This window comes from Paraburkholderia kururiensis (genome assembly GCF_034424375.1).
GTDB lineage: Bacteria > Pseudomonadota > Gammaproteobacteria > Burkholderiales > Burkholderiaceae > Paraburkholderia > Paraburkholderia kururiensis_A.
On the sequence record NZ_CP139965.1, the window covers coordinates 2,043,355 to 2,062,340 of the forward strand.

Annotated in this window: 18 protein-coding genes; 15 read left to right on the forward strand and 3 right to left on the reverse strand. The window is 64.6% G+C overall.

What is annotated here, in order from left to right:
- Positions 1-7: 7 nt before the first annotated feature.
- From U0042_RS09215 to U0042_RS09260, 10 genes are all read left to right on the forward strand, one after another.
- Complete coding sequence (locus tag U0042_RS09215; protein ID WP_114815048.1) at positions 8-1,213, forward strand: 1-deoxy-D-xylulose-5-phosphate reductoisomerase; 1,206 nt, start codon at positions 8-10, stop codon at positions 1,211-1,213.
- Between the two features lie 7 nt (positions 1,214-1,220).
- On the forward strand, positions 1,221-2,699 hold the full coding sequence (gene rseP, locus U0042_RS09220; protein ID WP_114815078.1) for an RIP metalloprotease RseP: 1,479 nt from the start codon (positions 1,221-1,223) through the stop codon (positions 2,697-2,699).
- A 66-nt stretch (positions 2,700-2,765) separates the two neighbouring features.
- A complete protein-coding gene (bamA, locus tag U0042_RS09225; protein ID WP_114815049.1) occupies positions 2,766-5,069 on the forward strand; it encodes an outer membrane protein assembly factor BamA in 2,304 nt (767 codons plus the stop codon).
- Positions 5,070-5,083: 14 nt separating this feature from the next.
- Positions 5,084-5,617: an OmpH family outer membrane protein gene (locus U0042_RS09230; protein WP_198665433.1), complete on the forward strand. Its 534-nt coding sequence runs from the start codon at positions 5,084-5,086 to the stop codon at positions 5,615-5,617.
- Between the two features lie 23 nt (positions 5,618-5,640).
- Positions 5,641-6,717 carry a UDP-3-O-(3-hydroxymyristoyl)glucosamine N-acyltransferase gene (gene lpxD, locus U0042_RS09235; protein WP_114815051.1) on the forward strand — a complete coding sequence of 359 codons (1,077 nt, stop codon included), beginning with the start codon at positions 5,641-5,643 and terminating at the stop codon, positions 6,715-6,717.
- A 119-nt stretch (positions 6,718-6,836) separates the two neighbouring features.
- A complete protein-coding gene (gene fabZ, locus U0042_RS09240) occupies positions 6,837-7,301 on the forward strand; it encodes a 3-hydroxyacyl-ACP dehydratase FabZ (RefSeq protein WP_114815052.1) in 465 nt (154 codons plus the stop codon).
- Positions 7,302-7,374: 73 nt separating this feature from the next.
- Positions 7,375-8,163, forward strand: coding sequence for an acyl-ACP--UDP-N-acetylglucosamine O-acyltransferase (lpxA, locus tag U0042_RS09245; protein WP_114815053.1), 789 nt, complete (start codon positions 7,375-7,377; stop codon positions 8,161-8,163).
- Between the two features lie 3 nt (positions 8,164-8,166).
- Entirely contained in the window at positions 8,167-9,336 is a 1,170-nt protein-coding gene (gene lpxB / locus U0042_RS09250) for a lipid-A-disaccharide synthase (protein ID WP_114815054.1), read from the forward strand.
- Positions 9,333-10,148, forward strand: coding sequence for a ribonuclease HII (gene rnhB, locus U0042_RS09255; protein WP_114815055.1), 816 nt, complete (start codon positions 9,333-9,335; stop codon positions 10,146-10,148). The genes lpxB and rnhB overlap by 4 nt, the downstream gene beginning before the upstream one ends.
- Positions 10,149-10,239: 91 nt before the next feature.
- On the forward strand, positions 10,240-11,028 hold the full coding sequence (locus U0042_RS09260; protein WP_114815056.1) for a TrmH family RNA methyltransferase: 789 nt from the start codon (positions 10,240-10,242) through the stop codon (positions 11,026-11,028).
- A 21-nt stretch (positions 11,029-11,049) separates the two neighbouring features.
- Here U0042_RS09260 and U0042_RS09265 read toward each other — a convergent pair whose 3' ends face one another.
- The gene (locus U0042_RS09265) at positions 11,050-11,865 is read right to left on the reverse strand and encodes a pyruvate, water dikinase regulatory protein (RefSeq protein ID WP_114815079.1); all 816 of its coding nucleotides are present in this window, start codon (positions 11,863-11,865) and stop codon (positions 11,050-11,052) included.
- A gap of 478 nt (positions 11,866-12,343) precedes the next feature.
- On the opposite strand from U0042_RS09265, the gene ppsA reads away from it, so the two are divergent.
- From ppsA to U0042_RS09280, 3 genes are all read left to right on the forward strand, one after another.
- A complete protein-coding gene (gene ppsA / locus U0042_RS09270) occupies positions 12,344-14,743 on the forward strand; it encodes a phosphoenolpyruvate synthase (RefSeq protein WP_114815057.1) in 2,400 nt (799 codons plus the stop codon).
- A gap of 136 nt (positions 14,744-14,879) precedes the next feature.
- Positions 14,880-15,323: an NfeD family protein gene (locus tag U0042_RS09275; protein ID WP_114815080.1), complete on the forward strand. Its 444-nt coding sequence runs from the start codon at positions 14,880-14,882 to the stop codon at positions 15,321-15,323.
- 45 nt (positions 15,324-15,368) lie between these two features.
- A complete protein-coding gene (locus tag U0042_RS09280) occupies positions 15,369-16,301 on the forward strand; it encodes an SPFH domain-containing protein (RefSeq protein WP_114815058.1) in 933 nt (310 codons plus the stop codon).
- Between the two features lie 112 nt (positions 16,302-16,413).
- Here U0042_RS09280 and smpB read toward each other — a convergent pair whose 3' ends face one another.
- Positions 16,414-16,860 (reverse strand): SsrA-binding protein SmpB, encoded by a 447-nt coding sequence (gene smpB, locus U0042_RS09285; RefSeq protein WP_114815059.1) that lies wholly within the window; start codon positions 16,858-16,860, stop codon positions 16,414-16,416.
- A 112-nt stretch (positions 16,861-16,972) separates the two neighbouring features.
- On the opposite strand from smpB, the gene U0042_RS09290 reads away from it, so the two are divergent.
- Entirely contained in the window at positions 16,973-17,410 is a 438-nt protein-coding gene (locus U0042_RS09290; protein WP_114815060.1) for a type II toxin-antitoxin system RatA family toxin, read from the forward strand.
- Positions 17,411-17,417: 7 nt separating this feature from the next.
- Positions 17,418-17,753, forward strand: a complete 336-nt coding sequence (locus tag U0042_RS09295) for an RnfH family protein (protein WP_114815061.1) — start codon at positions 17,418-17,420, stop codon at positions 17,751-17,753.
- Between the two features lie 87 nt (positions 17,754-17,840).
- Here U0042_RS09295 and U0042_RS09300 read toward each other — a convergent pair whose 3' ends face one another.
- The gene (locus tag U0042_RS09300) at positions 17,841-18,830 is read right to left on the reverse strand and encodes a DMT family transporter (RefSeq protein WP_114815062.1); all 990 of its coding nucleotides are present in this window, start codon (positions 18,828-18,830) and stop codon (positions 17,841-17,843) included.
- Positions 18,831-18,986: the final 156 nt, after the last annotated feature.

Below are 18,986 nucleotides of genomic sequence, written 5' to 3' on the forward strand. Positions count from 1 at the left end.
AAGAAACATGCAAAAACGACTGACATTGCTCGGCTCTACGGGCTCGATCGGAGACAGCACGCTCGACGTCGTCGCGCGGCATCCGGAACGTTTCTCTGTCTACGCGCTCACGGCGCACCGCAACGGCGACAAGCTGGTCGAGCAGTGCCTGCGCTTCGCTCCCCAGGTGGCGGTCGTCGGCGACGCCGAAACCGCGGCGCGGGTGGAAGCGAAGCTGCGCGCCGCAGGGAGCAAGACCGAGGTGGCCTCGGGCCCGCAGGCTCTCGTCGACGTCTCGAAGAGCGACGGGTGCGACACCGTGGTCGCGGCCATCGTCGGTGCGGCGGGCCTCGCTCCCACGCTCGCGGCGGCCCGCGCCGGCAAGCGCATCCTGCTTGCGAACAAGGAAGCCCTCGTGATGTCCGGCGCGATCTTCATGGACGCCGTGCGCGATCACCATGCGGTGCTCCTGCCCGTCGACAGCGAGCACAACGCGATCTTCCAGTGCCTGCCGCGCGAGGCGGCGCTGCACGGCGGCGTCTCGAAGATCATTCTGACCGCGTCCGGCGGCCCGTTCCGTACGCGCGAGCCGGCTACGCTCGTCGACGTGACGCCCGAAGAGGCGTGCAAGCATCCGAACTGGGTGATGGGCCGCAAGATTTCGGTCGACTCGGCCACGATGATGAACAAGGGCCTCGAGGTCATCGAGGCGCATTGGCTCTTTGGCTTGCCCGGCGAGCGCATCGACGTGCTGATCCATCCGCAGAGCGTGATCCATTCGCTCGTCTCGTATGCCGACGGTTCGGTGCTCGCGCAGCTCGGCAACCCCGACATGCGCACGCCGATCGCGCATGCGCTGGCGTTTCCGGAGCGTGTCGATTCGGGCGTCGCGCAACTCGACCTTGCCGAAATCGCGACGTTGTCGTTCGAGAAGCCGAACTACGCGCGTTTCCCGTGCCTCGCGCTCGCCATGAAGGCACTGGCCGAGGGCGGCGTGGCAAGCGCCGCGCTCAACGCGGCCAACGAAGTGGCGGTCGACGCTTTCCTTGCACGTCGCATTTCCTTCATGGCCATCGCGCAGACTGTCGACGCCGTGCTGAACGCGCTGCCGAACCGGCGCGCCACGAGTCTCGACGATGTGCTGGATGCCGATGCGGCGGCTCGCCGCGCGGCGGCATCGTTCATCGACGGTTTGCCTGCCGGCGCGCGCCGCCTGGAGCGCGTGGCGCAGTGAGGCGCTTATGAACCTGCTCACCGAACTGGTCGCCTTCATCGTTGCGATCGGCGTGCTCGTGGTTGTTCACGAGTATGGCCACTACAGCGTTGCGCGTTTGTGCGGCGTCAAGGTGCTGCGTTTTTCGATCGGCTTCGGCAAGCCGCTTGCGCGCTGGGTGAGCAAGAAGACCGGCGTCGAGTGGGTCGTGGCCGCGTTGCCGCTGGGCGGCTACGTGAAGATGCTCGATGAGCGCGAGGTGGTGGAGGGCGGCGCACCGATTGCCGCCGAAGAGCTGCCGCGCGCCTTCAACCGCCAGGGTGTCGGCAAGCGGATCGCCATCGTCGCGGCAGGGCCGCTCGCCAACTTCCTGCTCGCCATCGTGCTGTTCGCGGCCGTGTTCGCCACGGGCGTGACGGAGCCGGTCGCCATCGTTGCCGCGCCTCCCGCCGGGACCGTCGCAGCGCAAGCCGGGTTCGAAGGCGGCGAGAAGATCGTCGCCATTCGCGATGCCAACGGCGCGCAGGCCGAGCCCGTGCGTTCGTGGTCCGACCTGCGCTGGAAGCTGTTGGGCGCCGCGCTCGACCATGAGCGCGTAGTGCTGTCGGCGCGCGACGGGCAGGGTACGTACGACTTTGCGGTCAATCTCGCGGGCCTCTCAGGCCAGGATCTCGACGACGACTTCATGTCGAAGCTCGGCTTCGATGTGGGCGGCGCGACGTTGCGCGTGGCGGCCGTCGAGCCGGGCAGCGCGGCACAGCGGGCGGGACTCGTAGCCGGTGACACGCTGCGCCGCATGGACGGTCGGCCCGTGGATAGTGCCGAGAGTTTCATCGCCTATGTGAAGGCGCATGCCGGCAAGCCGGTCGCGCTGGAAGTGGAACGCGGTGCGCCGCAGCAATCACAGCGGCAAGACGGGCAACCGGAATCAGCGAACGACGCTGCGAACAAGACCGCGGAGAATGCCCGCGCCGCCGCCGCGACGAGCCAAACGACAAGCCAACTGACCGTCGTGCCCGCGCCGCAGCGTGATGAGGAAACCGGCCGGAGCGTAGGCCGCATCGGCGCGGCGCTCGCCACAGACGCGCCATCGGTGGACGTCCATTACGGGCCGATCGAGAGCGTTCGTCTGGGTGCGACCCGCACCTGGGACATTGCGATCTACTCGCTGCGGATGTTCGGCCGGATGATTACGGGCGAAGCGTCGCTGAAGAATCTGTCCGGCCCGGTGACGATTGCGGACTATGCGGGCAAGAGCGCGCGCCTCGGTCCTTCTGCATTCCTGTCGTTCCTGGCCCTTGTCAGCATCAGCCTCGGCGTGCTCAATCTGCTACCAATTCCGGTATTGGACGGGGGGCATCTGTTATATTATCTGGTTGAGGCTGTAACGGGCAAAGCCGTTTCCGATCGTTGGCAGCTGGTACTCCAGAGAGCGGGGCTTGCCTGCATCGTCGCCTTGTCGGCGATTGCGCTTTTCAACGATCTGGCTCGTTTAATCCACTTTTAAAGAAGTCCGGCGGCGTCCAGCGACAGCCGTCCGGTCTGATGCAGCTATACATACTGGGGAAGCACGTTGTTTAGACCTCATCGCTTGGTTCCGAAAACGGTTGTTGCCGCAGCGTTCGCGGCGCATGGACTGGTGGCACACGCAACGACACCTTTCGTGGTACAGGACATCCGGATCGAGGGGCTGCAGCGCGTCGAACCCGGCACCGTGTTTTCCTACCTGCCCATCAAGCAAGGCGAGACGTTCACCGACGAAAAGGCTTCCGAAGCCATCCGCGCGCTCTATGCGACGGGCTTCTTCAACGACGTGAAGATCGCCACCGAAGGCAACGTCGTGATCGTCCAGGTGGCCGAGCGCCCCGCGATCGGCACCATCGATTTCTCCGGTCTGCACGAGTTCGACAAGGACAACCTTACCAAGGCGCTGCGCTCGGTGGGTCTGTCGCAGGGCCGCTATTACGACAAGGCGCTCGTCGATCGCGCCGAGCAAGAACTGAAGCGCCAGTACCTCACGCGCGGCTTCTACGCCGCCGAAGTCACCACCACCGTCACGCCGATCGACCGCAACCGCGTCGCAATCCTGTTCGCCGTGGTGGAAGGGCCGAGCGCGAAGATCCGCCAGATCAACTTCATCGGCAACAAGACGTTCAAGTCGAGCACACTGCTCGACGAGATGCAGCTCTCCACGCCGAACTGGTTCTCGTGGTACACGAAGAACGACCTGTACTCGAAGGAAAAGCTCACGGGCGACCTCGAGAACGTGCGCTCGTACTACCTGAACCGCGGCTACCTCGAATTCAACATCGAGTCGACCCAGGTCTCCATCTCGCCCGACAAGAAGGACATGTACCTGACCATCACGGTGCATGAGGGCGAGCCGTACACGGTGTCGAGCATCAAGCTCGCGGGCAATCTGCTCGACCGTGAGGCGGAGCTCAACAAGCTTCTCAAGATCAAGTCGGGCGACCGCTTCTCCGCCGAAAAGCTGCAGGCCACCACCAAGGCCATTGTCGACAAGCTCGGCGAATACGGCTATGCGTTCGCAACCGTGAACGCCGTGCCGCAGATCGATCAGGAACATCACAAGGTCGACCTCACGCTGCAGGTCGATCCGAGCCGCCGCGTCTACGTGCGCCGCATCAACGTGAACGGCAACACGCGTACGCGCGACGAAGTGGTGCGCCGCGAAATGCGCCAGCTCGAAAGCTCGTGGTTCGATTCGAACCGCCTTGCACTGTCGAAGGACCGCATCAACCGTCTCGGCTATTTCACGGACGTGGATGTCACCACCGTGCCCGTGGAAGGCACTGCCGACCAGGTCGACGTCGACGTGAAGGTCACGGAAAAGCCGACCGGTGCGATCACGCTGGGCGCGGGCTTCTCGTCCACGGACAAGGTCGTGCTTTCGGCGGGCGTCTCGCAGGACAACGTGTTCGGCTCGGGCACGAGCCTCTCGGTCAACGTGAACACGGCGCGCAGCTACCGCACGCTGACGGTCACGCAGGTCGATCCGTACTTCACCGTCGACGGCATCAAGCGCATTACCGACGTCTACTACCGTACGTACCAGCCGCTCTACTACTCGACCAATTCGAGCTTTCGCATCATCACGGCGGGCGCCGACCTCAAGTTCGGCATTCCGTTCTCGGAAGTCGATACGGTGTACTTCGGCACGGGCTTCGAGCAGAACCGGCTCGACGTGGACTCGGCCACGCCGCAAAGCTATATCGACTACGTGAACAACTTCGGCCGTGTGTCGAGCAACGTGCCGCTCACGCTCGGCTGGTCGCGCGACGCGCGCGACAGCGCACTCGTGCCGAGCCGCGGCTACTTCACGCAGGCGAACGCGGAGTACGGCACGCCGATCGCCGGTACCCAGTACTACAAGGCCGATATCCAGGCGCAGTACTATTACTCGTTTGCGCGCGGCTTCGTGCTCGGCTTCAACTTCCAGGGCGGTTACGGCAACGGCCTCGGCGGCAAGCCGTACCCGATCTTCAAGAACTACTACGCGGGCGGTATCGGTTCGGTGCGGGGCTACGAGCCGAGCTCGCTGGGTCCGCGCGACGCCAAGACGAACGACCCGATCGGCGGCTCGAAGCTGCTGGTCGGCAATATCGAACTGACGTTCCCGCTGCCGGGCACCGGGTATGACCGCACGCTTCGCGTGTTCACGTTCCTCGACGGCGGTAACGTCTGGGGCACGGAAGGCAACAGCATCGGCGCGAACGGTCTGCGTTACGGCTATGGCGTCGGCCTCGCGTGGATCTCGCCCATCGGTCCGCTCAAGCTGAGCCTCGGCTTCCCGCTCGTGAAACACACGGGCGACCAGTACCAGAAGTTCCAGTTCCAGATCGGGACGGCGTTCTAATCGAGAGGATGACTTTGCTAACGGGTATGTCTTTCAAACGTGTGGCCTGCGCGCTGTCGCTGGCGGCGGCCTTGGGCGCGAGCGCCTCAGCCCACGCCCAGGAAGCGAAGATCGCGGCAGTCAATTCGGACCGTATCCTGCGCGAATCCGCGCCCGCCAAGGCCGCGCAGAGCAAGCTCGAGGCCGAGTTCGCAAAGCGCGACAAGGACCTGCAGGACATGGCGCAGCGTCTGAAGTCGATGTCCGATTCGCTCGACAAGAACGGCACGTCGATGTCGCCGGCGGACCGCGCGCAGAAGCAGCGCGACCTGTCGCAGCTCGACACCGACTTCCAGCGCAAGCAGCGCGAGTTCCGTGAAGACCTGAACCAGCGACGCAACGAAGAACTCGCTGCGGTGCTGGACCGCGCGAACAAGGTGATCAAGCAGATCGCCGAGCAGCAGCACTACGACCTGATCGTGCAGGAAGCGGTGTACGTGAGTCCGCGCATCGACATTACCGACCAGGTGCTCAAGGCGCTTGCGGCGTCGGGCGGCAACGCCAACTGAAAAGCAGGAGCAGTACGCGCACCATGGCATTTACGCTCGAGGAAATCGTCCGGCGGTTCGGCGGTGAAGTAGTCGGCGACCCGTCGCATCGCGTGGGTAGCCTGGCTCCGCTGGATCAGGCCGGCCCGCTTCAACTGGCGTTCCTCGCGAACCCGAAGTACCTGTCGCAGGTCGAAACCACCCAGGCGGGCGCGGTCCTCATCTCGGCCGACGACCTCTCGAAACTCGCGGCCCGCGACGGCCGTAACTTCATCGTCACGCCGAATCCGTACGCTTATTTCGCTCGCGTGGCGCAGGCATTCATCGACCTCGCCGCGCCCAAGGTGGCGCCGGGCGTGCATCCTTCCGCTACGGTGGATGCATCGGCCCAGGTCGCCGCAAGCGCGGTGATCGGACCCAACGTAACGGTCGAAGCGGGCGCCGTGATCGGCGAGAACGTGCGCCTCGACGCGAACGTGTTCGTCGGCCGCGGCACGCGCATTGGCGACGGCTCGCATCTGTATCCGAACGTTGCCGTCTATCACGGCTGCCGTATCGGCGAACGCGCAATCATTCACGCGGGTGCCGTGATCGGCTCGGACGGTTTCGGTTTCGCACCCGACTTCACGGGCGACGGCGATGCGCGCACCGGCAGCTGGGTCAAGATTCCGCAAGTGGGCGGCGTCGCGATCGGCCCCGACGTGGAGATCGGCGCGAACACCACGATTGACCGCGGCGCGATGGCCGACACCGTGATCGAGGAATGCGTGAAGATCGACAACCTCGTGCAGATCGGTCACAACTGCCGCATCGGCGCGTACACCGTGATCGCGGGCTGCGCCGGCATCGCGGGCAGCACCACGATCGGACGGCATTGCATGATCGGTGGCGCAGTGGGCATCGCGGGTCACGTGACGCTTGCCGACTATGTGATCGTCACGGCGAAGTCGGGCGTGTCCAAGTCGCTTTTGAAGCCGGGCATGTACACGAGCGCGTTCCCCGCCGTGGATCACGCCGACTGGAACCGCAGCGCCGCGCTGATGCGCAATCTCGACAAGCTGCGCGACCGGATCAAGGCGCTTGAAGCGGCCGTGGCCGCGAAGACGCCGGACGAAACGTAAGCGACGGCGCAGCCGCGTCGTCCCGCCAACGAGCGGAGGTCGCAGGAACCGCGTGTTCCCCGGCCGCATGAGCCTTTCCGCAGTCATCACCGCGCAGTCAATGCGTGAGCAGAAACACCATGAGCACCGAAAAGATCAATCTCGACATCCATAAGATTCTCACGCTGCTGCCGCATCGCTATCCGATCCTGCTCGTCGACCGGGTGCTCGAGCTCGAGCCGCACAAGAGCATCAAGGCGCTGAAGAACGTCTCGATCAACGAGCCGTACTTCATGGGACATTTCCCCTCGCGCCCGGTCATGCCCGGCGTGCTGATCCTGGAAGCACTCGCGCAGACCGCCGCGCTCCTCACGTTCGCCGAGGCGCCGCAGAACCCGGAAAACACGCTGTACTACTTCGTGGGCATCGACGGTGCGCGTTTCAAGCGCGTCGTGGAGCCGGGCGACCAGCTGATCCTGAACGCCACCTTCGAGCGCTACCTGCGCGGCATCTGGAAGTTCAAGGCGCGTGCCGAAGTCGATGGCGTCGTGGCCGCGGAAGCCGAACTGATGTGCACGGTCAAGAACGTCGAGCCGGGCCAGTAAAGGCGGCTGCGACAATGGCTGCGACGGCCCGCACGGGCGGGGCATGAGGCAGCAGAACGAGAAGCGAGGACGCATGAGCAGGATTCATCCCACTGCGATCGTCGAGCCGGGCGCACAGCTCGACGAAACGGTCGAAATCGGACCGTATGCGGTTGTCGGCGCGAACGTCACGATTGGCGCGGGCACCACGATCGGGGCGCACACGGTGGTCGAAGGCCACACCACGATCGGCGTGGACAACCGGATCGGCCATTTTGCGTCGGTCGGCGGCCGCCCTCAGGACATGAAGTACAAGGGCGAGCCCACGCGGCTCGTGATCGGCGACCGCAACACCATTCGCGAATTCACGACGCTGCACACAGGCACGATCCAGGACACGGGCATCACTGTCATCGGCGACGACAACTGGATCATGGCGTACGTGCACGTGGGCCACGACTGCCGGCTCGGCAACAACGTGATCATGTCGAGCAACGCGCAGCTGGCGGGGCACGTGATCGTCGAAGACTACGCCGTGGTCGGCGGCATGTCGGGCGTGCACCAGTTCGTGCGCATCGGCGCGCATTCCATGCTGGGCGGCGCTTCGGCACTCGTGCAGGACATTCCGCCGTTCGTGATCGCCGCGGGCAACAAGGCCGAGCCGCACGGTATCAACGTCGAAGGGTTGCGCCGCCGCGGCTTTTCGCCCGATGCGATCTCGGCGCTGCGCTCGGCCTATCGTCTGTTGTACAAGAACGGACTCTCGCTCGAAGAGGCCAAGGTGCAACTGCGCGAGCTCGCCTCGGCGGGCGGCGACGGCGACGCGCCGGTGAAGGCGTTCGTCGACTTCGTCGAAGCGTCGCAACGCGGCATCATCCGCTAGGCGATGGCACTGCAGACCCGACCGCTGCGGCTCGCGATGGTGGCCGGCGAACCGTCCGGCGACCTGCTGGCCGCTTCGCTGCTGAAGGGCCTGCAAGGGCGCCTCGAAGGCACGACGCAGTACTACGGCATCGGTGGTCCTCGCATGATCGCCGAGGGCTTCGAGGCGCACTGGCCGATGGAGAAGCTGACCGTGCGCGGCTACGTCGAGGCGCTGCGGCACATTCCCGAGATTCTCGGCATCCGTAACGAGCTGAAGCGGCAACTGCTTGCCGATCCGCCGGATGCGTTCGTCGGCGTCGACGCGCCCGACTTCAATTTCGGTCTTGAGCAGCCGCTGCGCGAAGCGGGCATTCCCACGGTCCATTTCGTATGTCCCTCGATCTGGGCGTGGCGGGGCGGCCGTATCAAGAAGATCGCGAAGTCGGTGGATCACATGCTGTGCGTGTTCCCGTTCGAGACCGCGATTCTCGAGAGGGCGGGCGTGGCGGCGTCGTACGTTGGTCATCCGCTGGCCGACGAGATTCCCCTCGAACCCGACACGGCGGGCGCGCGCCGCACCCTCGGCCTGCCGGAGAGCGGCCCCGTCATCGCGGTGCTGCCCGGCAGCCGCCGCTCGGAAATCGGCCTGATCGGGCCGACGTTCTTCGACGCCATGGCCCTCATGCAGCAGCGCGAACCGGGCGTGCGCTTCGTGATGCCGGCCGCTACGCCGGCGCTGCGGGCCCTGCTCCAGCCGCTCGTCGAGGCCCATCCGGGCCTCGCGCTCACGCTGGTGGACGGACAGTCGCAGGTCGCCATGACGGCCGCCGACGCGATCCTCGTGAAAAGCGGCACCGTTACGCTCGAAGCGGCGCTGCTCAAGAAGCCGATGGTTATTTCGTACAAGGTGCCCTGGCTCACCGGCCAGATCATGCGACGCCAGGGGTATCTGCCGTACGTCGGGCTACCGAATATTCTCGCCGGGCGCTTCGTCGTGCCCGAACTGCTTCAGCATTTCGCGACGCCGGAAGCGCTCGCGGATGCCACGCTGACCCAGTTGCGCGACGACGTGAACCGTCGCACGCTCAAGGAAATCTTCACGGAAATGCATCACGTGCTGAAGCAGAACACGTCGCAGCGTGCTGCCGAAGTCGTGGCGGGCATTGTCGAAAAGCGCCGGGGGCGCGCATGACGGGCCGCCGGAAGAGCGGCGCCCGCGCGCCTCAGGCCGGCCTCGATTTCAACGCGCCGGAAGACATCGTCTGCGGCGTGGACGAAGCGGGCCGCGGGCCGCTGGCCGGTCCCGTGGTGGCCGCGGCGGTGATTCTCGACCGCGCCCGACCCATTCGCGGTCTGGACGACTCCAAGGCCTTGACGGCGAAAAAGCGCGAAGCGCTCTACGAGAAGATCGTCACGCGCGCGGTGGCGTATTGCGTGGCGTCGGCGTCGGTGGAGGAAATCGACACGCTGAACATCCTGCACGCCACAATGCTCGCGATGAAGCGCGCCGTGGAAGGGCTTGCCGTGACGCCGACGCTCGCACGCATCGACGGCAACCGGTGTCCCGTGCTCTCGGTCCGAAGCGAAGCCGTAATAGGCGGCGACGCACTCGTGCCTTCCATCTCGGCTGCCTCGATTCTCGCGAAGGTCACGCGCGACCGGATGCTGCTGGAATTGCACGAAACCTTCCCGATGTACGGTTTCGACGCTCACGCTGGCTACGGTACGCCGCAGCACCTCGCCGCGCTGCGGCAGCACGGTCCGTGCGAGCATCATCGGCGCTCGTTTGCGCCGGTGCGTGAAGCCTACGCGCTGCACGGCATGCCCTTTGTGCTGCCGGGCCGTGAAAGCGTTGTGGCGGTGGTTTCCTCGGGTGATGCGGAGGATCTGGACGGCGCGTTTGCCGCCGTGTCGACCGTCGGCCGTGCCGGCGTAGCCGGTCCGCAACACCAGGGGCAGCAGCAAGCTCGGCCCCAGCCGGACGACGGTGTCGCGCCGTTCTGAGGCGCTTGTCTGAGGCGCTGCATCGACCCCCGTTTCATTCTCTCTTCTTGCCGCACGCCCGCAATCGCTCTGTGGGCGCCCGTAAAAGCCCGTGAAAACGCTCACCTCTCGCGATAATCCGCTCTACAAACGCCTGAAGGCGCTGGCCGGCTCGACCCATCAGCAGCGGCGTAGCGGTCAGGCTCTGCTCGAAGGGTTTCATCTCGCCCGGGCATATATCGAGGCAGCGGGGCAGCCGCAGACCTGCATCGTGACCGAAGGCGCGCTGCGGCATGACGAGGCGCACGACATCATCGCGCGCGTGGACCCCCAGCTTGTCGTGATGCTGCCCGATGCGCTCTTCGGTCAGCTGTCGAATGTCGTGAACGGCGTGGGGCTGCTGCTGCTCGTCGACCGGCTTGCCCCCGAAATGCCGGAGCACGTGACGCAGACATGCGTCGTGCTGGACGGCATTCAGGATGCGGGCAACGTGGGTTCGATTCTGCGCAGCGCCGCGGCCGCCGGCGTCCAGCACGTGTTCTGCGGTTCGGGGACCGCGTATGCATGGTCGTCGAAGGTGTTGCGCTCGGGCATGGGCGCGCACTTCCTGATGCAGATTCACGAGGACGTGGAGGCGTCCACGCTGATCGAGCGTCTCGACGTCCCCGTCGCCATCACCGATTCACACGGTAGCGCGGCGATTTACGACAGCGATCTGTCCGGGCCGCTCGCGTGGGTGTTCGGCAATGAAGGGGCGGGTGTGTCCGAGGCGTGGCGCGAGGCCGCGGCGCACCGGATGACGATTCCCCAACCGGGCGGAATGGAATCGCTCAACGTTGCCGCGGCGGCGGCCGTGTGTCTCTTCGAGCAGTGCCGTCAGCAGCGGCGGCACCGCGAATGAACGGGCTTCTTCAGGCGACGATCAGTACGCCGGCCTGTCCAGCTTGATTTCCTGCAGGATCGTGGTGGCGATTTCCTCGATCGACTTGTGCGTCGACGAGAGCCACTTGATGCCTTCGCGCCGCATCATTGCTTCGGCTTCGTTGATCTCGTAGCGGCAGTTTTCCAGCGCAGCGTACTTGCTGCCCGGACGCCGCTCGTTGCGGATTTCCGAGAGACGTTGCGGATCGATGGACAGCCCGAAGATTTTCGTGCGATGCGCGAGCAGCGGCGTGGGCAATTTGCTGCGTTCGAAGTCTTCGGGAATCAGTGGGTAGTTGGCGGCCTTCACGCCGTACTGCATGGCGAGATAGAGGCTGGTCGGTGTCTTGCCGCTGCGCGACACGCCGACGAGGATCACGTCCGCTTCCGCGAGATTGCGGTTCGACTGACCGTCGTCGTGGGCGAGCGAGAAGTTGATTGCCTCGATGCGGTTCTTGTATTCGTCCGTGTCCGCGTTCTGGTGGCCGCGTCCCATCGCATGGCTCGACTTGAGCTCCAGTTCCTGCTCGAGCGGCTCGACGAAAGTCTGGAACATGTCCAGCACGAGCGCATTCGATCCCTTCACGATCTGGTTCGAGCCGCTGTTCACGAGCGTCGTGAAGACGATGGGCCGGCGGCCATCGTGAACGGCCGATTCGTTGATCTTTTCGACGGTGACGTAGGCCTTTTCCGTCGAGTCGACGAACGGCACGCGCACGAGGCGGAACTTCAGATCGAACTGGGAGAGGATGGAATGCGCGAAGGTCTCGGCAGTAATTCCAGTACCGTCGGAGACGATGAATACGGTGGGCGGCATGGGTAGAAGCTGGAACGTGAAGCGCGGCAGCGCCCGGTGTGGCAAGAAGAATGACCGGCCCGAAGACCGCGTCGTGAACGTCATGAACGCGAGGAACCGCGTTCGTGCACCCATTCGAGGCATTGTTCGTGCCGGCTGACACATTTCGGCACTCGGCACGGTAGAATAGCGGCAACCTGTTGGATAAGCAATTGCGGGCGAACCACGCCGAATTGCCGCCGATCCTACGGCTTTCTGCCGCAAATCCGCGCGGACTCGTGGCAATTTCGGCGAATCGTGCACTTCATCGCGCTTTCTCGGTCGGCTTTGCCTGTTTTGTCGAGGGTCGACGCGAGCCTGCGGCAGCACGGCTGCCGACATCCACCGCCGGCGATTGCTTCTCCAACAGGTTGCGCAAGGTACGCCACGCCTCCAATAAGCGCGTCGTACGTAAGCCCACTTGCGCAATCGAGCATTTTTTTCACACTTAGGGGCTTGTATGACTAACGCAGTTAACGTCGCAAAGGATGAGGCGTATGTAGTTCCGTTCGAACAGTTGCGGATGACCGACGTGGAAATCGTGGGTGGCAAGAACGCGTCGCTCGGCGAGATGATCAGCCAGCTCGCCGAAGCCGGCGTGCGCGTGCCGACCGGTTTCGCCACCACGGCGCTCGCGTTTCGCGACTTCCTCCGACACAACAACCTCACCGAACGTATTGCGAAACGTCTCGACACGCTCGACGTCGACGACGTGAAGGCGCTTGCCGCCGCAGGCAAGGAAATCCGCGAGTGGATCGTGGCTGCGCCGATGCAGCCTCGCCTCGAACAGGAAATTCGCGCCCAGTTCGACACGTTGCAAAAGAGCTCGCCCGGCGAGCTCTCTTTTGCCGTGCGCTCGTCGGCCACGGCCGAAGACCTGCCCGACGCCTCGTTCGCCGGCCAGCAGGAAAGCTATCTGAACGTGGTCGGTATCGAAGACGTGCTCGACCGCATGAAGCACGTGTTTGCGTCGCTCTACAACGACCGCGCCATCTCGTATCGCGTCCACAAGGGCTTCACGCACGCAGAAGTGGCCCTGTCGGCCGGCGTGCAGCGCATGGTCCGCTCGGACGTAGGCGCCGCGGGCGTGATGTTCACGCTGGACACCGAATCGGGCTTCAAGGACGCCGTGTTCATCACGTCGAGCTACGGCCTCGGCGAAACCGTCGTGCAGGGGGCCGTGAATCCGGACGAGTTCTACGTCTTCAAGACCACGCTCGCGCAGGGCAAGTCGCCCATCATCCGCCGCTCCATCGGCTCCAAGCTGATCAAGATGGAATTCACGCAGCCGGGCGAGCCGGGCCGCGTGAAGACCGTCGACGTGCCGCACGAGCAGCGCAACCGCTTCTCGATCACCGACGACGACGTCATCGAACTGGCGAAGTACGCGGTCATCATCGAAAAGCACTACCAGCGCCCCATGGACATCGAATGGGGCAAGGACGGCCGCGACGGCAAGATCTTCATCCTGCAGGCGCGTCCTGAAACGGTGAAGAGCCAGTCGCACGGCAAGATCGAGCAGCGCTTCAAGCTCAAAGGCCAGTCGCCGGTGCTTGCCACCGGGCGTGCCATCGGCCAGAAGATCGGCGCGGGCCGCGTGCGCGTGATTCACGATCCGTCCGAGATGGAGCGCGTGCAGCCCGGCGACGTGCTGGTGGCCGACATGACCGACCCGAACTGGGAGCCGGTAATGAAGCGCGCCTCGGCCATCGTCACGAACCGAGGCGGCCGGACGTGTCACGCGGCCATCATCGCGCGCGAACTCGGCGTGCCCGCCGTGGTGGGCTGCGGCGACGCCACCGACGTGCTCAAGGACGGCTCGCTCGTCACGGTGTCGTGCGCGGAAGGCGACGAAGGCCGCATCTACGACGGCCTGCTCGAAACCGAAGTGACCGAAGTGCAGCGCGGCGAACTGCCGCCGGTGCCGGTCAAGATCATGATGAACGTCGGTAATCCTCAGCTCGCGTTCGACTTCTCGCAGCTGCCGAACGAAGGCGTGGGTCTCGCGCGTCTCGAGTTCATCATCAACAACAACATCGGCGTGCACCCGAAGGCGATTCTCGAGTATCCGAACGTCGACGCGGACCTCAAGAAGGCGGTGGAAAGCGTGGCCCGCGGCCATGCGTCGCCGCGGGCCTTCTACGTGGACAAGCTCGCGGAAGGCATTGCGACGATTGCTGCCGCGTTCTATCCGAAGCCTGTCATCGTGCGTCTGTCGGACTTCAAGTCCAACGAGTACAAGAAGCTGATCGGCGGTTCGCGCTACGAGCCGGACGAAGAGAACCCGATGCTGGGCTTCCGCGGCGCATCGCGCTACATCGCGGAAGACTTCGCACAGGCCTTCGAGATGGAGTGCATCGCGTTGAAGCGCGTGCGCGAGGAGATGGGCTTGACCAACGTCGAGATCATGGTGCCGTTCGTGCGTACGCTCGGTCAGGCCGAGCGCGTGGTCGGCCTGCTCGGCAAGTTCGGTCTCAAGCGTGGCGAGAACGGCCTGCGCCTCATCATGATGTGCGAAGTGCCGTCCAACGCGATTCTGGCCGAAGAGTTCCTGCAGCACTTCGACGGCTTCTCGATCGGTTCGAATGACCTCACGCAGCTCACGCTTGGCCTCGATCGCGATTCGGGCATGGAACTGCTGGCGGTGGACTTCGACGAGCGCGACCCCGCGGTGAAGTTCATGCTGAAGCGCGCCATCGACACCTGCCGCCGCCTCGGCAAGTACGTGGGCATCTGCGGCCAGGGGCCGTCGGACCATCCGGACTTCGCGAAGTGGCTCGCCGACGAGGGCATCGCGTCGATTTCGCTGAACCCGGACACGGTCATCGAAACGTGGCAGGCGCTCGCGCAGGCGAAGTAACTCACGAGCGCGCCCGCGGCGTTCGGTAAGCGCTGTCGCTTGTCGAACGCTGCGGTGAAGAAAGCGCCGATTCGTGCTGCAACACGTGCTATAACACCCCGGTCAATCCGGGGTGTTTTTGTTTGGGGAGATCGTCGTGGCCATTCACGGACTGTTCTGGTGGGTCGGCGCGGGGGCGATGATCGTGCTGGAGTTGATGAGCGGCACGTTCTATCTGTTGATGATCGCGCTCGGCTTCATTGCCGCGGGGCTTGCTCAGTGGGGCGGTGCTCCGCTCGAAGTGCAGCTCGCCGTGGCAGCGGTGGTGGCGCTCGTCGCCGTGGCGGCGCTGCGCCGCTCGCGCTTTGGGCGGCTGCGTCGTAAAGACGCGGCGCACAATCCGGACGTCAATATCGACATCGGGTCGCCGCTCACGGTGACGGCCTGGCGCGACCGCCGGGCGCGCGCGATGTACCGCGGCGCGCAGTGGGACGTGGAGCTGGCGCCGGGGGAGTCGGAAGATGCCCGCTTCTACGAGATCACCGCGCTGCGCGGCAACTGCCTCATCGTGGCCGCGCGCAAGCACGTGACGCCGGCCTGACGGGACGCAACAGAAAAAGCGCAGTGCAACACAAGGAGAACAATGATGGAAATACCAGTCGTCGGGCTGATCGTGCTCGTGATCGTCGTGGTGCTGATCGCACAGACCATCAAGATCGTGCCGCAGCAGCATGCGTGGGTGCTGGAGCGGCTCGGGCGCTATCACGCCACGCTGACGCCGGGGCTCAACTTCGTGCTTCCGTTCATCGACCGCGTGGCGTACCGGCACGTGCTCAAGGAAATTCCGCTCGACGTGCCGAGTCAGGTCTGTATCACGCGCGACAACACGCAGTTGCAGGTGGACGGCGTGCTGTACTTCCAGGTGACGGACCCGATGAAGGCGTCGTACGGATCGAGCAATTTCGTCTTCGCCATCACGCAGCTGTCGCAGACCACGCTGCGCTCGGTGATCGGCAAGCTCGAACTCGACAAGACGTTCGAGGAGCGCGACTTCATCAATCACAGCGTGGTCTCCGCACTCGATGAAGCCGCGTCCAACTGGGGCGTCAAGGTGTTGCGCTACGAGATCAAGGACCTCACGCCGCCGAAGGAAATCCTGCACGCCATGCAGGCCCAGATCACGGCGGAGCGCGAGAAGCGGGCGCTCATCGCCGCATCGGAGGGCCGCAAGCAGGAGCAGATCAACCTGGCCGCGGGGGCGCGCGAAGCGGCCATCCAGAAGTCCGAGGGCGAGCGCCAGGCGGCCATCAATCAGGCGCAGGGGCAGGCCGCAGCGATACTCGCGGTGGCCGAGGCGAACGCCGAGGCGATCCAGAAGATCGCGGCGTCGATTCAGTCTCAAGGCGGTATGGAGGCGGTCAACCTGAAGGTGGCGGAGCAGTACGTGAACGCGTTCGGCAATCTGGCGAAGCAGGGCAACACGCTCATCGTGCCCGGCAACCTGGCTGACATGGGGTCGATGATCGCGTCGGCGCTCACCATCGTGAAGGCGAAGGGCAGCGAGGCGCGCAGCAACTGACCGCGCCCGTGCCCCAGCAATGAAAACGGCCCGCGTGTTGCGGGCCGTGCTGTTTGGGTGTCACGCAGTTCGCGCTGCTTGCCGGAGAGGAAGACGGTTGCCTCGACGACGTTCAGCCCGGCGAGCGCATGAGGCGAGCCTTTTCGCGTTCCCAGTCGCGCTTTTTCTCCGTCTCGCGCTTGTCGTGCTGCTTCTTGCCCTTCGCAAGGCCAATCTCGCACTTCACGCGACCGCCCTTGTAATGGAAGTTCAGCGGCACGAGCGTGTAGCCGCGCTGCTCCACCTTGCCGATCAGCTTGCTGATCTCGTTGCCGTGCAGAAGCAGCTTGCGCGTACGCACGGGGTCGGGCTTGATGTGCGTGGACGCCTCGGGCAGCGGACTGATGTGCGCGCCGATCAGAAACAGTTCGCCGTCGCGGATCACGACGTAGCCTTCCTTGATCAGCGAGCGGCCCGCGCGTATGGCCTTGACTTCCCATCCTTCCAGCACGAGCCCCGCCTCGTAGCGTTCCTCGATGAAGTAATCGAAGAAGGCCTTCCTGTTGTCGATGATGCTCATGAAATATGGAAAGTGCCCAACTCGTTTAAAATCGTGATTTTAGCAAAGCGGGCCGGCAATCGTGGCGCGGGCCCGTCGCTGCTGCCCAATCCTCGCCGCCTGCCGTGCATTTATGGCTGATGTCCAGAAAACCGTGTTGATACGCCATTCGGCGGAACAGATGTTCGACCTCGTCACCGACGTTGACGATTACCCCAATTTCCTGCCGTGGTGTGGGGGCGTGGAAATTCGCCGTAAGGACGAGAACGGAATGGAGGCGCGCATCGACATCCATTTCAAAGGCATCAAGCTCCATTTCGCCACGCACAATACGCAGCAACGGCCCACGCGCATCGACATGGATTTCGCGGACGGACCGTTTCGCAAGTTCACGGGCTACTGGCGCTTCACGCCGCTGCGCGCGGACGCCTGCAAAATCGAGTTCGCGCTGCACTACGAATTCACGAGCATCGTGCTCGAAAAGATCATCGGGCCCGTGTTCAATCACATCGCCAACACGTTCGTGGAGTCGTTCGTGAAGCGCGCGGACCAGCGGTACGGGCGGGCGTGAGCGCGGCATGAACACGAAGCGGCTGACCATCGACGTCTGTTACGCGCTGCCCGACGCGCAGACCGTGCTTACCGTCGAACTCGCCGAAGGCGCCACGCTGCGCGATGCGATCGACGCGAGCGGCATTCTGTCGAGGCATCCCGATATCGATCTCGCGCGACAAAAGACCGGCGTATTCGGCAAGCTCAAGCCGCTCGATGCGCCGTTGGCCGATCACGACCGCGTGGAGATCTACCGGCCGCTGATCGTCGATCCGAAGCTCGCGCGCCGGCGGCGCGTGGAGAAAACGCGTCGCGAAGGCTCGATCGAAGGGCGCAAGTGGCTGCCCAAGGACTCGCGGTAAGCGGTAGGGCAACGTCGTCGCGGCGCGCGTGCGCTCCTTTAGTCGGGCCCGCGCGCCACGCGCTGCCACAGCGCCGTCAATACACCATCAATGCGCCGCAGCCTGCGCCTTTTCTTCGATCGATTGCCCGTCGCCGCCATCCTCGTTTCCATGCTGGCGGACTGACCAGCTCACGCCCGCCACCAGCAGCACGATGGCGGCAATCTCGAGCGGTCGCGGCAGCCGATGGTCGTAGATGAACGCATAGAGCAGCGCAAACAGCGTCTCGAACACGATCAACTGACCGGAGAGCGTGAGCGGCAGCCGCCGGGACGCCGCGTTCCACAACCCGTTGCCGAGCCACGATGCGCCGACCGCGAGCCCGAGGTTCAAGAGCCAGAACGTATGCCAGCGCGGTGTGGGCAACGCCGTCTGCAGGGCGCCGGCGGGCAGTAGTGCGATAACGCCCCACATCAGCAGGCCCAGCGCGCCCGTCACCACACCCCACAGCACCGACCATTCGTTGCCGCTGAAATGCCGGATGCGCCGCAGGCAGCGCGCGTTCTCCACGGCAAACCAGGTCCAGCAGGCCAGCGCGCCCACGGCGCAGGCGACGCCCGCGAGTTTCGTCAGCGTGTCGTTGCCCGCGGCGTCGCCGCTCGTGCCCGCCGTGGAGAACACGTCGACGTTGATGCAGGCAATGCCCGCCACCACCATCGCGAGCGGCCAGACGAGGCGGGCGAGCGGCACGGCGCCGTGGTCGCGGCGGCCAAGCAGCGTCACGCTGACCGGCAGCACGCCCACAATCAGCGACGACGGCGCGATGCCCACCATGTGCACGGCGCCCGTGAGCAGCAGGTAATAGAGCAGATTGCCGACGACGGCGAGCTTCACCAGCGCGGCGAGGTCCTCGTGCGTGAGGCGGCCCGGCACGGTACGGATCATCGGCAGCAGCGCGGCGAGCGAAACGAGCCCGTACATCACGTAGCGGCCCGCGCTCAGCAGGAAAGGCGAAAAATCCGATAATTGGCGGGGCACGAGAAAGACCATGCCCCATAACGCACCGGCGAGAACGCCGTACATCACACCGCGCTGCATCTGGAATCCCGAAGACGGTCGAACGAGGCGCGCAGCTTAACAGGACGGACGGCGGCCGGTCTTGTTCGATCCTGCAACGGGCCCGCGGCTACCGAACGCACAAACGAAAACCGATCGAACGGCAGGCGAACGGCAAAGCGAATTTTCGAGGGCGAA

Excerpts from the sequence above, each read along its gene's own strand:
- U0042_RS09215 (WP_114815048.1), top strand. The coding sequence starts at position 8 with ATGCAAAAACGACTGACATTGCTCGGCTCTACGGGCTCGATCGGAGAC.
- rseP (WP_114815078.1), top strand. The coding sequence starts at position 1,221 with ATGAACCTGCTCACCGAACTGGTCGCCTTCATCGTTGCGATCGGCGTG.
- lpxD (WP_114815051.1), top strand. The coding sequence starts at position 5,641 with ATGGCATTTACGCTCGAGGAAATCGTCCGGCGGTTCGGCGGTGAAGTA.
- fabZ (WP_114815052.1), top strand. The coding sequence starts at position 6,837 with ATGAGCACCGAAAAGATCAATCTCGACATCCATAAGATTCTCACGCTG.
- lpxA (WP_114815053.1), top strand. The coding sequence starts at position 7,375 with ATGAGCAGGATTCATCCCACTGCGATCGTCGAGCCGGGCGCACAGCTC.
- lpxB (WP_114815054.1), top strand. The coding sequence starts at position 8,167 with ATGGCACTGCAGACCCGACCGCTGCGGCTCGCGATGGTGGCCGGCGAA.
- rnhB (WP_114815055.1), top strand. The coding sequence starts at position 9,333 with ATGACGGGCCGCCGGAAGAGCGGCGCCCGCGCGCCTCAGGCCGGCCTC.
- U0042_RS09265 (WP_114815079.1), bottom strand. The coding sequence starts at position 11,865 with ATGCCGCCCACCGTATTCATCGTCTCCGACGGTACTGGAATTACTGCC.
- ppsA (WP_114815057.1), top strand. The coding sequence starts at position 12,344 with ATGACTAACGCAGTTAACGTCGCAAAGGATGAGGCGTATGTAGTTCCG.
- U0042_RS09280 (WP_114815058.1), top strand. The coding sequence starts at position 15,369 with ATGGAAATACCAGTCGTCGGGCTGATCGTGCTCGTGATCGTCGTGGTG.
- smpB (WP_114815059.1), bottom strand. The coding sequence starts at position 16,860 with ATGAGCATCATCGACAACAGGAAGGCCTTCTTCGATTACTTCATCGAG.
- U0042_RS09290 (WP_114815060.1), top strand. The coding sequence starts at position 16,973 with ATGGCTGATGTCCAGAAAACCGTGTTGATACGCCATTCGGCGGAACAG.
- U0042_RS09295 (WP_114815061.1), top strand. The coding sequence starts at position 17,418 with ATGAACACGAAGCGGCTGACCATCGACGTCTGTTACGCGCTGCCCGAC.
- U0042_RS09300 (WP_114815062.1), bottom strand. The coding sequence starts at position 18,830 with ATGCAGCGCGGTGTGATGTACGGCGTTCTCGCCGGTGCGTTATGGGGC.